The organism is Streptomyces zhaozhouensis (assembly GCF_900230195.1).
In the GTDB taxonomy this organism is placed as follows: Bacteria; Actinomycetota; Actinomycetes; order Streptomycetales; family Streptomycetaceae; genus Streptomyces; species Streptomyces zhaozhouensis.
Genome location: NZ_OCNE01000008.1, coordinates 96160 through 110434 on the forward strand (window position 1 = coordinate 96160; position 14275 = coordinate 110434).

The window sequence follows — 14275 nt, forward strand, 5'->3', positions numbered from 1 at the left end:
CGTTCCGCCGGGTCGTCAGCGCGGGACGTCGTCCCGCTCGGGGCCGTCGGCCCCGGCGTCGCGGGGACGGCGGCGCCAGGTGCGCGCGGCGAGTGCGGCCAGCGTCGCGACCAGCAGGACGAGTCCGACGGTGCCGGCGTTGAGGCCGACGCCGTAGACGAGGACGGAGGCGAGCGTCCCGGCGGCCAGGCAGTAGTACACCATCGGCAGGACGGTCTTGCGGATCAGCAGCCCCTCCCTGCCGACGAGCCCGACGGTCGCGCAGGCGGCGACGACGTTGTGGACCGTCACCATGTTGCCCGCCGCGCCGCCGACGGCCTGCGCGGCGACGACGGTCTTGGCGCTGATGCCGAGCTGGTCGGCGGTGGAGAACTGGAAGAGGGAGAACATCAGGTTGCTGATGGTGTTGCTGCCGGCGACGAAGGCGCCCAGCGCCCCGACCCAGGGCGCGAACATCGGCCACGCGTCGCCCGCGAGGTCCGCCGCCCCGGTGGCCAGGGTCAGCGGCATACTCTCCAGGCCCGTGGAGTTGAAGTCCGGACCCGAGTTGATGAAGACCCGGACCAGGGGGACGGCGAAGAGCAGCGCGATCCCCGCGCTGACGACCTGCCGCCCGGCCACCCGCCAGGACGCGACGATCTGGCGGCGCCGCATCCGGAAGAGCGGATAGCTCACCCCGACGGTCAGCAGGAAGAGGAAGCCGGGCAGGAAGAAGGGCTCGACCGTCTGCGCCACGGGGGTGCCCAGGATGCCGTTCCACTCCCAGGTGATCCCCGACAACCAGTCCTTGAGGGGCAGTTGCGGCAGCCGGGTGACGACGAGCAGCCCGGCGACCACGAGATAGGGCAGCCAGGCGCGGGCGACGGGCATGTCGCCGGCGGTCGCCTCGCCCATGTCGGGCCGGACGGAGCCGCTCCACTCGGGCAGCCAGCGTGCGCGCGGCTCGAAGTCCCAGGCCCGCGTGGGCTGGAGGAAGCCGTGCCGGGTGGCGACCATGACGACGACCAGCCCGACCAGCCCGCCGAGCAGGGAGGGGAACTCGGGGCCGAAGAGGACCGCGACCGCGAGATAGGGCACCGTCATGGCGAACGCGGCGAACAGCGCGAACGGCGCCACCTCCAGCCCCTCGCCGAAGCTGCGGCGCGCGCCGAAGTAGCGGGTGAGCAGGCAGACGAGGAGCAGCGGCACCAGGGTGCCGACGAGCGTGTGCAGCAGCGCCACCTGCACCGCGACCTCCGGCACGTAGTCGCCGAGCGCGGTGCCCTGCTCGGCCAGCCGGGTCTCGGCCGAGGAGCCGCTGAGGCCGTCGTTGACGCCCACCAGCATCGGCGTGCCCACGGCGCCGAAGCTCACCGGGGTGCTCTGGATGATCAGGCCGACCATGACGGCGGCCAGGGCCGGGAAGCCGAGGGCGAGCAGCAGCGGCGCCACCACGGCGGCGGGGGTGCCGAAGCCGGAGGCGCCCTCGATGAAGCTCCCGAAGAGCCACCCGACGATGATCGCCTGCACCCGGCGGTCGGGGCTGACCTGGGTGAACGCGGAGCGGATCGTGCGCAGGGCGCCACTGGCGTCGAGCGTGGCGAGCAGGAGCAGGGCGCCGAAGATGATGTAGAGCAGGGTGAGGGCGATGATCAGCCCCTGGAGCGAGGAGGCGGCCACCTCGGCGGCGCCCACCTCCCAGAAGAGCGTCGCGATCGCGACGACGAGCAGATAGCCGGCCGGCATCGCGCGGGTGGCGGGCCAGCGCAGCCCCACCAGCAGGACGCCGACGAGCAGGATCGGGGCCAGGGCCAGAAGGCTGAGGACGGCGAGGTTGTCGGTCAGCACGGAAAACGCCTTCGGCTGACCGTGGGGGGCTTCGCACCGCGCTGCACAGCTACCTCCCGCACGGAGGCGCCGGCCGTCCGACCGAAGGCGGGGGCGACCGGCGCGGGAGCCCGGCCGGGTCCGGCCGGGCGGCTCGTTGCGGTGGGACGGTAGGGGCACCCCTGGGGGCTGTCAATAAGCGCGGCACACGGGGGAGTTGGGGACTCGACGGGAGGCTCAGGGCGGCACGGTAACCCCGCCGGAGCCCGGGCGGCCCCGGGTCACCCGAGCCGGGGCAGCTCGATCGCCGGGCAGCGGTCCATCACCATGTCGAGGCCGGCCTCGGTGGTGCGGCGGAACGCGTCCTCGTCGACCACCCCGAGCTGGAACCAGACGGCCTTCGCGCCGTGCGCCACCGCCTGGTCGGCGACCTCGCCGGCCCGCGCGCTGTTGACGAAGACGTCCACCACGTCGACCGGGAACGGCACTTCGTCCAACGACGCGAACCCCGGCTCCCCGGCCACCTCCTCGGCCTTCGGGTGCACGGGCACCACCCGCTTCCCCGCCGCCCGCAGCACCTCGGCCACCCCGTAGGCGGCCCGTGCCCGGTTGTTCGACAGCCCGACGACGGCCCACACGGGCCCGGTCTCCTGAAGGATCCGGCGAACGGTCTCCTGGTCTCCGTACATGCGCCGCACAACCGGCGGGCGCCCTCCGGCATTCCCGCCGCGGTCCGTTGCCTACGCTGGGGCCGTGTCCGACACCTATCTGACCGTCGCCGCCGAGGGCGAGCACGAGACCGAGGTCAACCGTTCGCGTTTCCTGTGCGTGCTGGCGCCGGCCGCGACGGAGGAGGCGGCGCTCGCGCGGGTCGCGCGGGCCAGGGAGCGGCACCCCGCGGCGAGCCACCACTGCTTCGCCTATGTGATCGGCTCGGACGCCGACGTGCGGCGCGCCTCGGACGACGGGGAGCCCTCGGGCACGGCGGGGCAGCCGATGCTGAACATGCTGCTGCGCCGCGAGGCGCGCTTCGCCGTGGCCGTGGTGACCCGCTGGTTCGGCGGCACCAAGCTGGGCGCCGGCGGGCTGATCCGCGCCTACGGCGGCGCGGTCGGCGCCGCGCTGGACGCCCACCCCCTGGTCCCCAGGCGGCGGCTGCGCCTGGCCACGGTCACCGTCGACCACGCCAGGGCGGGCCGGCTGGAGAACGAGGTGCGCGCCCTGGGGCACCCGGTGCGCGATGTCGCCTACGGCCCCGAGGTCACGCTCACGCTGGCGCTGCCCGCCGCCGAGCTGGACGCCTTCGCCGCCTGGCTCGCCTCCGCCACGGCGGGCGCGGCCCGCCTCACCCCCGGCGGGGAGACCCACGACGCGGCCTGACGGCCCCCGGCGGACCCCGAGCACCCGGGCACCCGGGCACGAGCATCCGGGCACCCCGAGACCCTGGGAGACCCGCGCGAAACGGGTACCCGGCCCGGTGGGAATAGACCGGTGGGGGATACCGTTGGCGCGGGCAAGTTGAACATTCAAGTAAACGGAGGTGGGTGCGATGCAGTTCGGGATCTTCACCGTCGGTGATGTCACCCCCGACCCGACGACCGGGAGGGCGCCGACCGAGCACGAGCGGATCAAGGCGATGGTGACCCTCGCGCAGAAGGCCGAGGAGGTCGGGCTGGACGTCTTCGCGACCGGCGAGCACCACAACCCGCCGTTCGTGCCCTCCTCGCCCACCACCATGCTGGGCTGGATCGCCGCCCGCACCGAGCGGCTGATCCTCTCCACCTCGACCACGCTGATCACCACCAACGACCCGGTGAAGATCGCCGAGGACTACGCGATGCTCCAGCACCTGGCCGACGGCCGGGTGGACCTCATGATGGGCCGGGGCAACACCGGGCCCGTCTACCCGTGGTTCGGGCAGGACATCCGCCAGGGCATCCCGCTGGCCATCGAGAACTACGCGCTGCTGCACGAGCTGTGGCGCGAGGACGTCGTGGACTGGCAGGGCCGGTTCCGCACCCCGCTCCAGGGCTTCACCTCGACGCCCAGGCCGCTGGACGGCGTGCCGCCGTTCGTCTGGCACGGCTCGATCCGCAGCCCGGAGATCGCCGAACAGGCCGCCTACTACGGCGACGGCTTCTTCGCCAACCACATCTTCTGGCCCAAGGAGCACTTCCAGCAGCTGATCGGCCTCTACCGGGAGCGCTACGCCCACTACGGGCACGGCACCCCCGAGCAGGCGGTGGTCGGGCTCGGCGGGCAGCTGTTCGTGCGGCCCAACTCCCAGGACGCCGTCCGCGAGTTCCGGCCCTACTTCGACAACGCGCCGGTCTACGGGCACGGCCCCTCGCTGGAGGAGTTCACGGAGCGGACCCCGCTGACGGTCGGCAGCCCGCAGGAGGCGATCGAGAAGACGCTCACCTTCCGCGAGAGCTTCGGGGACTACCAGCGCCAGCTGTTCCTCATGGACCACGCGGGGCTGCCGCTGAAGACCGTGCTGGAGCAGCTGGACATCCTCGGCGAGGAGATCCTTCCGGTGCTGCGCCGGGAGTTCGCCGCCGGCCGCCCGGCCGACGTGCCCGAGGGGCCCACCCACGCCGCGCGGGTCGCCGCGCAACGGCGCCGCACCGCCGCCTCCACCTGAACCCATCCGCACCGACGAGGAGCCGACCCATGACGTCGTCCACCCCACGCACCCTGGCGGTGGTCACCGCCGGGCTGAGCCAGCCGTCGTCGACCCGGCTGCTGGCCGACCGGCTCGCCGAGGCGACCCGCCGCCCGCTCGCCGACGCGGGGGCGCCCGTGGAGACCCGCGTCGTCGAACTCCGCGACCTGGCCACCGACATCGCCGGGAACCTGGTCACCGGCTTCCCCGCGCCCGCGCTGCGGGAGGCCATCGGGACCGTGGAGCGGGCGGACGGCGTCATCGCGGTGACGCCCGTCTTCGCGGCCTCCTACAGCGGGCTGTTCAAGTCGTTCTTCGACCTGTTCGAGCCGACGGCGCTGGCCGGCACGCCGGTGCTGCTCGCCGCCACCGGCGGCACCGCCCGCCACTCGCTGGTCCTGGACCACGCGATGCGCCCGCTCTTCGCCTATCTGCGGGCCACCGTGGTGCCGACGGCCGTCTTCGCCGCCGCCGAGGACTGGGGCGGCGACGGCGACCCGCTCACCGACACGTTGCCCACCCGGATCACCCGCGCGGCGGGCGAGCTGGCCGCGCTGCTGTCCGCGCGGGCGGGCGAGGGCGCCGAGGGAGACGCCCCCGAGCGGCCCTCCGGCGCGGCGACGGGGGAGGGGAGCCCGGGGCTGGAGGTCACCCCGTTCGCCGAACAACTGGCGGCACTGCGGCCGCGTTGAGGCGTACACGGCAACCTCTGCGGCCCCGGCGGCCACCCACGGGGAGAACACCGACCCCGAGGGGACCCGATGCCGCAACCGACACCCCGTTACCACCACCGCCGCCGCACCGCCGCGCTGGCGTCGTTCGCGGCCCTCGCCGTCGCGGGCACCACGCTCGCCGGCACCGCGCTGGCCGGCGCGCCCGACGGCGCGCCGGCCGACCGCGCCCCGGCCGCCCTGCCCGCCGCGTGGCCGACCGAGGCCGACGGCTTCGCCTCGGTCGACGCCCTCGGCCAGGACGGCACCTACGGCGGCCGGGACGGCGAGACCGTCACCGTCACCACCGAGGAGGAGCTGCGGCGGTACGCCACCGCCGAGGACCCCTACACCATCCGGGTGGACGGCGCGATCGAGTACGCCGACACCGGCGACGAGATCCCCGTCGCCTCCGACAAGACCATCGTCGGCGTCGGCACCTCGGGGGAGATCGTCGGCGGCGGCTTCTTCCTCGGGGAGGGCACCCACAACGTCATCCTCCGCAACCTCACCATCCGCGACACCTACGACGGTGACTGGGAGGGCAAGACCCACGACTGGGACGCCATCCAGATGGACGGCGCGCACCACGTGTGGATCGACCACAACCACCTGACGCGGATGGCCGACGGGCTGATCGACAGCCGGGAGGACACCACGTACCTCACCGTCTCCTGGAACCACCTCAGCGAGCACAACAAGGCGTTCGGCATCGGCTGGACCGAGAACGTCACGGCCGAGATCACCATCCACCACAACTGGATCGAGGAGACCGGCCAGCGCAACCCGTCCGCCGACAACATCGCGCGCGCCCACCTCTACAACAACTACCTGCTGGACGACCCCGACGGCGACATCGCCATGTCCTACGGCAACTACGCCAGGGGCGCCACGCACATGGTGCTGGAGAACAGCTACTTCGAGAACGTCCGCGACCCGTACTACCCGGACCCCGACGCGCGGTTGGTGGAACGCGGCTCCGTCCTGGACGGCACCTCGGGCCGCGCCGAGACGCGGGGCCCGGCGTTCGACCCGTCCGAGTTCTACGACTACACCCTCGACCCGGCCGAGGACGTGCCGGCGCTGCTGCGCGCGGGCACCGGACCGCGGGCCGACGTCGCCGCCGCGACCCCCGCGGCCACCCCGGGGGCCACGGCCGCCGACGCCGACCTGGTCGTGGCCCCCGACGGCAGCGGCGACCACACCTCGGTCGCCGACGCGGTGAACGCCGTCCCGCCGGGCAACGACGCGCCGTTCACCATCGCCATCGCGCCCGGCGTCTACCGCGAGACCGTCGAGGTCCCCTCCGACCGGCCGCACCTGCGGCTCGTCGGCACCGGCGGCGACCCCGGCCAGACCACGATCGTCTACGACAACTCGGCCGGCACCGAACGGCCCGACGGCGGCCGCTACGGCACCTCGGGCAGCGCCACCGTGGCCGTCGAGGCCGACGACTTCCAGGCGACCAACCTCACCTTCGCCAACGACTTCGACGAGGCCGCCCACGCCGACCAGGAGGGCCACCAGGCCGTGGCGCTGCGCACCGCCGCCGACCGGATCGTGCTGCGGGACATCGTCGCCGACGGGGACCAGGACACCCTGCTGCTGGACACCGCCGCCAAGGGCACCGTGGGCCGGGTTCTCGTCGTCGACTCCACGGTGCGCGGCAACGTCGACTTCGTCTTCGGCCGCGCCACCGCCGTGATCCGCGACAGCGAAATCGAGGTCACCCGCCGCGCCGACGGCAGCTCGGGCGGCTACGTCGCCGCGCCCTCCACGGTCGCCGAGCACCACGGCTTCCTCTTCGTCGACACCACCGTCACCGGCGACGTGGACGCGGGGAGTTACCGGCTCGGCCGCCCCTGGTACGCCGGCGGCGACGCCGCGCTCCACCCGCAGGCCGTCTTCCGGGACTCCACGCTCGGCGCGGCCGTCGCCGACGCGCCCTGGAGCGACATGGGCGGCTTTCCCTGGACCGGCGCCCGCCTCGCCGAGTACCGCAACACGGGCGAGGGCGCCGGCCGACCCGGCGCCGACCGGCCCCAGTTGAGCGACGAGGAGGCGCGGAACCACACCCCACAGGCGTGGTTCGGCGACTGGACGCCCGCCGCCGGCTGACGGTCCGCGCGGGCGTTGTCAGACCCCGGTGGCAGACTTGGGCGCCATGCCACCGGGGCCGGCCCGGTGACCGGGACGGGAGGCGCGGGCGGATGACACGGCGGCACGGCGCGGCGGTGCGCGGGTGAGGTTCCTGCACACCTCCGACTGGCATCTGGGCCGCACCTTCCACCGGGTGGGTCTGCTCGCCGAGCAGGAGGCGTTCCTCGACCATCTGGTCGCCGTCGCCCGCGCCGAGCGGGTCGACGCCGTGCTCGTCGCCGGGGACGTCTACGACCGGGCGGTGCCCCCGCTGGCCGCCGTGCGGCTCTTCGACGAGGCGCTGCACCGACTCGCCGGGCTCGGCGTGCCCACCGTGATGATCTCGGGCAACCACGACTCCCCGCACCGACTCGGCGTCGGCGGACGGCTGTTGGCCCGCGCCGGCGTCCATCTGCGCACCCGGCCCGAGGAGTGCGCCACCCCCGCCCTGCTGGACGACGCGCACGGCCCGGTCGCCGTCTACGGGCTGCCCTACCTGGAGCCGACGCTCACCCGCGAGACGCTCGGCGCCGAGGCCCCCCGGCACGCGGCGGTGCTGGGCGCCGCGATGGAGCGCGTCCGCGCCGACCTCGCCGCCCGCCCCGCGGGCACCCGCTGCGTGGTGCTGGCGCACGCCTTCGTCACCGGCGGTCAACCCTCCGACAGCGAACGGGACATCACCGTCGGCGGGGTCGCCGCCGTGCCCGTCGCCACCTTCGACGGCGCCCACTACACCGCCCTCGGCCACCTGCACGGCTGCCAGACCCTCACCGAGCGGGTCCGCTACTCCGGCTCCCCGCTGCCCTACTCCTTCTCCGAGGCCGGCCACCGCAAGAGCGTGTGGCTGGTCGACCTCGACGCCGCCGGAGCGGTGCGCGCCGAGCGCGTCGACTGCCCCGCCGGCCGGCCGCTCGCCCGGCTGCGCGGACGCCTGGAGACGCTGCTGGAAGACCCGGGACTCGCCCCGCACGAGGACGCGTTCGTCGAGGCCACCCTCACCGACCCGGTCCGCCCCGAGGAGCCCATGGCCCGGCTCGCCGCCCGCTTTCCGCACGCCGTCAGCCTGCTCTTCGAGCCGGAACGGCCTCCCGGCGCCGAGGCCACCGGCTACGCGGGGCGGCTCGACGGGCGCACCGACGAGCAGATCGCCGAGGACTTCGTCGCCCACGTCCGCGGCGGCCAGGGCCCCGACGGCGCCGAACGGGCCGCGCTGCGCTCGGCGTTGACCGCCGCCCGGCTGCGGGAGGGAGAGGGATGAGGCTGCACGCGCTGACCGTCACGGCGTTCGGCCCCTTCGCCGGCACCCAGCGGATCGACTTCGACCGGCTCGCCGGCGGCGGCCTCTTCCTGCTGCACGGACCGACCGGCGCCGGCAAGACCTCCGTGCTGGACGCCGTCGCCTACGCGCTCTACGGCTCCGTCCCCGGCGCCCGCCAGGGCAGCGTCCACGCGCTGCGCAGCGACCACGCCGACCCGGGGACGCCCACCGAGGTCGTCCTCGAACTCACCGTCGCCGGCCGCCGCTGGGAGCTGACCCGCAGCCCCGAGCAGCAGCGCCCCAAGCGCAGGGGCGGCGGCACCACCCGCGAGCGCGCCAGGAGCCTGCTGCGCGAACGCCGCACCCCCGACGGCCCCTGGACGGCGCTCAGCGGCTCGCACCAGGAGATCGCCCGCGAGGTCGGCGAGGTGCTCGGCATGAACCGCGACCAGTTCTGCCAGGTGGTGCTGCTGCCCCAGGGCGACTTCGCGCGGTTCCTGCGCGCCGGCGCCGAGGACCGCGCCAAGCTGCTCGGCAGGCTCTTCGACACCCGCAGGTTCCGGGCCGCCGAGGACCACCTCGCCGAGCGCCGCGCCCGCGCCGCCGAACGGGTCGGCACCGGCGACGCGCGCCTGCTGGCCGCAGGCCACCGGGTGCGCCAGGCCGCGGGTGACGACCCCGAGCTGGCCGACCACCGGTGGGCCGAGCTCTCCGCCGGCGACCCCGGACTGGCGGACGCCGTCCTGGAGTTCGCCGCCCTGGCGCGCTCCGGCGCGCGGGAGCGCGCGGCGGTCGCCGCCCAGGCGCTGGCGGCGGCCGAGGCCGCCCACGCCCGCGCGCAGGAGCGGCACACCGAGACCGTGGAGCGGGCCCGACTGCGCCGGTCCCACGCCGAGGCGACCGAGCGCGCCGAGGCGCTGCGCCGGCGCCACCCCGAGCGGGAGGCGACGCGCGCGCGGCTGGAGCGCGCCAGGGCGGCCGACGCGGTGGCGCCGGCGCTGCGGCTGCGCGAGGCGGCGGCCGAGGAGCACCGCGCGGCGGTCGAGGCCGCCCGCGAGGCCCGCGCCGCGCTGCTCGACGCGGAGCCGGACGGCGCGGAGCTCGCCGAGGCGCCGGCCGCCGCCCTCGCCGCCGGTGAGCGCGAGGCGCGGACCCGGCTCGGCGAGCTGGCCGCCGCGCGGGCCGCCGAGGAGCGGGCGGAGGCGCTGGCCGCCGAGCTGGCCCGGCTCGCCGCCGCCGAGGGCGAGCGGCGCGCCGTCATCGAGGACGCCGACGCCCGGCTTGCCGACTGGCCCGCCGCCGCCGAGCGGCTGCGCGAGCGCCGCGAGCGCGCCAGGGCCGCGGGCGCCGCCCTGCCCCGGCTCGGGGAGCGCGTCGCCGAGGCCGGGCGCCGGGCGCGCGCCGCCGAGCGGCGGGACGCGCTGGCCGAGGCGGCGGCGGAGGCGCGCGCCGCGTCGCTCGGGGCGCGCGAGCGGGCGGCCGACGCGTTCGACCACTGGCTGCGGCTGAAGGACCGCAGGCTGGCCGGCATCGCCGCCGAGCTGGCCGCCGGGCTCAGCCCCGGCGAGCCGTGCGCCGTCTGCGGCGCCCGGGAGCACCCGGCGCCCGCGCCGCCCGGCGCCGACCCGGTCGACCCGGCCGCCGAGGAGGCCGCCCGCGCCGCCCACGGCGCGGCCGAGGCCGCCAGGGACGAGGCCGAACGCCGGGTCGCCGCGCGGGAGGCCGAGCACGCCGCGGCCCTGGCCGCCGCGGGCGACCGCTCGGCCGGGGAGCTCGCCGCCGAGCTGGCCGAGGCGACGGCCGAGCGGGACGCCGCCCGCGAGGAGTCCGCCGCCGAGCCGGCGGCGGCCGCCGCGCTGGAGCGCGCCGAGCGCACCCACGCCGAGCTGACCGAGACGCGCCGCGCGGCCGAGCGGGCGCTGGCCGCCGACGCCGCCCGCGCGGCCGCCCTCGCCGGCGAACGCGCCGCCCTCGCCGCCGAGCTCACCCGCGCCCGCGCCGGAGCCCCCAGCGTCGCCGCCCGCGCCGCCGCCCTGCGTCGGCGCGCCGAGGCGCTCGCGGCGGCCGGCGCGACCGCCCAGGCGGCCGAGGAGACGGCGGCCCGCGCCAAGGCCGCCGACGCCCGCTGCGCCGACGCCGCCTACGAGGCCGGCTTCGCCACCCCCGCCGAGGCCGGGGCGGCGGCCCTCGCCCCCGGGGAGCGGCGGGCGGCCGAGGAGCGGCTGGAGCGCTGGCGCGCGGAGGAGGCCGAGGTCGCCGCGCGGCTGTCCGACCCGCGCGTGCTGGCGGCGGCCGAGGGGCCGGGGGCCGACCCGGCCGCCAGCGAGGCCGCCCTGGGGACGGCCACCGCCCGGCTGCGCGCCGCCGCCTCTGCCGCGGCCACGGCCCGCCGGCGGTGCGCCGAGCTCGACGCCCTCGGCGAGGAACTGGCTGCCGAGACCAGCGCGTTGGCCCCCCTCCGGGAGGAGAGCCGGCGCATCGCCGGCATCGCGGGGCTGGCCGCCGGCACCTCCCCGCAGAACGAGTACCGGATGCGGCTGGAGACCTATGTGCTGGCCGCCCGGCTGGAGCAGGTCGCCGAGGCCGCGACCGTCCGGCTGCGCCGGATGTCCGCCGGCCGCTACGCCCTGGTCCACTCCGACGCCCGCGCCGCCCACCGCGCCCGCTCCGGCCTGGGGCTGAACGTCCTGGACGCCTGGACCGGCCGCGCCAGGGACACCGCCACGCTCTCCGGCGGCGAGTCCTTCTTCGTCTCCCTGGCGCTCGCCCTCGGCCTCGCCGACGTGGTCTCCGCCGAGGCCGGGGGCCGCCGGCTGGAGACCCTCTTCGTCGACGAGGGCTTCGGCAGCCTCGACGAGCAGTCCCTGGACGAGGTGCTCGACGTGCTGGACGGCCTGCGCGAGCACGACCGGCACGTCGGCATCGTCAGCCACGTCCCCGACCTGCGCGCCCGCGTCCCCAGCCAGCTGGAGATCCTCAAGACCCGCCGCGGCTCCACCGTCCGCCACCGCGACCACCCGGCCGGCGCGTGAGCCGCTCCCGCCGCACGGTTCAGCCGTCGCACGACAGCGCGCGGGCGTCGGCGACCTCCGCGCCCATGTTGCGTTCCATCATCTCCAGCGCGGCCTCGGCCAGCCCGGGATGGATGTGCGCGACCGCGTCCCGGGGGACGGCCACCTCCAGGTGCCGGATATGCGCGTCCAACGCCGAGTACAGCACGCACTGCTCCGTCACCTGACCGCACAACACCAGTCGGGAGACGCCGAGTTCGGACAGCAGGTGGTCCAGCGGGGTCTGGTAGAAGATCGAGTGCCGCGCCTTCACGACGAACAGCGAGTCGTCGTCGGGCCGCACCGGCGTCACCAGGTCCGCGTGCGGGCCGTCCAGCGCCCGGTCGATCAGTTCGCCGTGGTGGGAGCGCCAGCGGCCGAAGTTGTCGTTGACGTAGAGCACCGGCACGCCCGCCCGGCGCGCCCGGTCGATCAGCCCGACCATCGCCGGCAGCGCGCGGCGCACCGAGGCCATGAGCGGCTCGGCGTCGGGGTGGTCGTAGGTGTTGATCATGTCGATGACCACGAGGGCCGTGACCCGCGGTGACGTGTGTCGCGCCATGGCCCCTCGGGTGCCCGGGGCCGCCGTCCCCCAACCGCCGCCGGCGGGCCCGCCCGCCCGGCTCACGTGGGATGCCACTCGAACATCAGGATGGTCGCGTCGTCGCTCAGCCGGTCGCGCTGGTGGACGAGGATGGCCCTGATCAGCCGGCGCAGGGCCTCGGGGGCCGGCTCCCCGGCCGCGACGGCCCGCAGGACGAACTCGGTGAACCGCTCCTCCCCGAAGCGGACACCCGTGGCGTTCTTGGCGTCGGTGACGCCGTCGGTGTGCAGCAGCACGCGGTCGCCCGGCTCCAGCTGGATGCTGTCCGTGCGCCATTCCGCCTGCCCCAGCCGGTGCCCCATCCCCATCGGCACCTGGGGCTCGCTGGTCATCGCCTCGGCCAGCACCCGCTGCCCGCGCAGCAGCAGCGGGGGCGGGTGACCGCAGTTGACCCACCGCAGCAGGCCGTCCGCGACGCGCAGATGGCACAGGATCCCGGTCAGGTGCCGGTCCGGCAGCCAGTGGGCCAGATGGGAGTCGATGCTCCGGGCGATCCGGCTCAGGTCGGTCGCGTCGTCGTCCCGGCGGATGTTGCGGCAGCTGGCCATGCCGACGGTGGAGGCCAGCCCCGAGGACAGGTCGTGCCCCATGGCGTCCAGCACCGACACGTGCAGGTCCCCGTCGAGCAGCGAGTGGTCGAAGGAGTCGCCGCCCAGGTCGTAGGCGGGTTCCAGCACCGCGGACGAGGTGACCTGGTCGGTGCCCATGGTCCGCGGCGGCAGATAGGCCCACACCATCTCGGCCGGCATGTTCATCCGCTCGCTGCGGCGCACCCGGGGGAAAGCGTCGCTGAAGTGGGACTTGGAGACGACGGCCAGCGCGATCAGCGACGCGAGGGCGCGGCAGACGCGCAGCGTCGGCCGGTCCAGGACGTCGGTGCGGATGCCGAGGACGCCGATCCGCTCGACGCCGTCGATCAGCGGCAGCCACAGGGTGAGCCCGCCGTCCGGGTGCTCCCCGGTCTCCATGGCACCGGTGCGGTAGGCCCGGCCGGCCTCGCTGGTGTCGACGGGGAGCCGCTCGGGCGGCCGGCCCGGCTCGTGAGGAAGGGAGATCAGGGCCTGCTGCCGCACGTCCGCCAGGAGGATGTCGACGGCCCGCAGCCCCAGCGCCCCGACGTGCGCGTTGAACAACGCGGGCAGCCGCTCCGGCTCCACCTCGTGCATCCGCTCCAGCAGCAGGGCCAGTGTGCCCTGCCCCTCCTCGGAACGGGCCATCGCCACCACCGCCTCGGAACAGGCCGTCACCGACCCCCGTCCCATCGTGCCACCCGTCGCCTGACCTCGCAGGGCGGCGGCCCGACCGCCCCGACCCGTTTCCCCGGGGGCCGGCGCGGTTACCCGGGAGGGCCGAGACGAGGTCGCCGTGGGCGGGCACGCGCCGGCGGCCGGCGTGCCAGCAGGAGGAGATGATCACGTTGGGTGACGCAGGAAGCGAACGCGCCGCGGCGGCGCGCCTGGAGGACGAGGACATCGTCGGCGTGCTGCTCGCCCAGCACGCCCGCATCCGCGACGGGTTCAGCGAGGTCCGGGTGGCCGAGGGAACCCGCAGGCAGGAGGAGTTCGACCGGCTGCGCGCCCTGCTCGCGGTGCACGAGACGGCGGAGGAGATGATCCTGCGCCCCGTCGCGAAACGGGTGGCCGGCAAGCGGGAGGCCGAGGCCAGGAACGAGGAGGAGCACGAGGCCAACCAGGTCCTCGCGGAGCTGGAGAAGATGGGCGTGGACAACGCCGAGTTCGACGTGCGGTTCGACGAGTTCGAGCGGGCCGTCTCCGACCACGCCGACGCCGAGGAGCGCGACGAGTTCCCCTCCATCCTGGACTCCTGCTCACAGGAGGAACGCCTCCGGATGGGGCGGCGGCTGCTGGCCGCCGAGCGGATGGCGCCCACCCACCCCCACCCGAGCACGGCCGGCTCGCCCGCGGCCCAGTGGGCCGTCGGCCCCTTCGCCGCCATGACGGACCGGGTCAGGGACTCGCTGCGCCGCGACGGCGCCTGAAACCGCACCCACCCCCGGCGGGCCCGTGCCGCACGGGCCCGCCG

General features: G+C 75.8%; 11 protein-coding genes. 7 read left to right on the forward strand and 4 right to left on the reverse strand.

The window, feature by feature from the left end; all coding sequences use genetic code 11:
- Positions 1 to 15: 15 nt before the first annotated feature.
- Both CRP51_RS13545 and CRP51_RS13550 read right to left on the reverse strand, forming a co-directional pair.
- The gene (locus CRP51_RS13545; RefSeq protein ID WP_097231414.1) at positions 16 to 1827 is read right to left on the reverse strand and encodes an L-lactate permease; all 1812 of its coding nucleotides are present in this window, start codon (positions 1825 to 1827) and stop codon (positions 16 to 18) included.
- A 260-nt stretch (positions 1828 to 2087) separates the two neighbouring features.
- Complete coding sequence (locus tag CRP51_RS13550) at positions 2088 to 2495, reverse strand: CoA-binding protein (RefSeq protein WP_097231415.1); 408 nt, start codon at positions 2493 to 2495, stop codon at positions 2088 to 2090.
- Positions 2496 to 2559: 64 nt separating this feature from the next.
- Between CRP51_RS13550 and CRP51_RS13555 the strand changes: the two genes are divergently transcribed.
- From CRP51_RS13555 to CRP51_RS13580, 6 genes are all read left to right on the forward strand, one after another.
- Complete coding sequence (locus CRP51_RS13555; protein WP_097231416.1) at positions 2560 to 3186, forward strand: IMPACT family protein; 627 nt, start codon at positions 2560 to 2562, stop codon at positions 3184 to 3186.
- 169 nt (positions 3187 to 3355) lie between these two features.
- On the forward strand, positions 3356 to 4450 hold the full coding sequence (locus CRP51_RS13560) for an LLM class flavin-dependent oxidoreductase (RefSeq protein WP_097231417.1): 1095 nt from the start codon (positions 3356 to 3358) through the stop codon (positions 4448 to 4450).
- A gap of 29 nt (positions 4451 to 4479) precedes the next feature.
- Positions 4480 to 5163 (forward strand): FMN reductase, encoded by a 684-nt coding sequence (locus CRP51_RS13565; protein WP_097231418.1) that lies wholly within the window; start codon positions 4480 to 4482, stop codon positions 5161 to 5163.
- Between the two features lie 69 nt (positions 5164 to 5232).
- Positions 5233 to 7299 (forward strand): pectinesterase family protein, encoded by a 2067-nt coding sequence (locus CRP51_RS13570; RefSeq protein WP_097231419.1) that lies wholly within the window; start codon positions 5233 to 5235, stop codon positions 7297 to 7299.
- Positions 7300 to 7423: 124 nt separating this feature from the next.
- On the forward strand, positions 7424 to 8578 hold the full coding sequence (locus tag CRP51_RS13575; protein ID WP_097231420.1) for an exonuclease SbcCD subunit D: 1155 nt from the start codon (positions 7424 to 7426) through the stop codon (positions 8576 to 8578).
- Positions 8575 to 11610: an AAA family ATPase gene (locus CRP51_RS13580; RefSeq protein WP_097231421.1), complete on the forward strand. Its 3036-nt coding sequence runs from the start codon at positions 8575 to 8577 to the stop codon at positions 11608 to 11610. The genes CRP51_RS13575 and CRP51_RS13580 overlap by 4 nt, the downstream gene beginning before the upstream one ends.
- 19 nt (positions 11611 to 11629) lie before the next feature.
- Here CRP51_RS13580 and CRP51_RS13585 read toward each other — a convergent pair whose 3' ends face one another.
- Both CRP51_RS13585 and CRP51_RS13590 read right to left on the reverse strand, forming a co-directional pair.
- Positions 11630 to 12190, reverse strand: coding sequence for a cysteine hydrolase family protein (locus CRP51_RS13585; RefSeq protein ID WP_097231422.1), 561 nt, complete (start codon positions 12188 to 12190; stop codon positions 11630 to 11632).
- A gap of 62 nt (positions 12191 to 12252) precedes the next feature.
- Positions 12253 to 13479, reverse strand: coding sequence for a PP2C family protein-serine/threonine phosphatase (locus tag CRP51_RS13590; protein WP_141514599.1), 1227 nt, complete (start codon positions 13477 to 13479; stop codon positions 12253 to 12255).
- A 170-nt stretch (positions 13480 to 13649) separates the two neighbouring features.
- On the opposite strand from CRP51_RS13590, the gene CRP51_RS13595 reads away from it, so the two are divergent.
- The gene (locus CRP51_RS13595; protein ID WP_212615903.1) at positions 13650 to 14231 is read left to right on the forward strand and encodes a hemerythrin domain-containing protein; all 582 of its coding nucleotides are present in this window, start codon (positions 13650 to 13652) and stop codon (positions 14229 to 14231) included.
- Positions 14232 to 14275 lie beyond the last annotated feature (44 nt).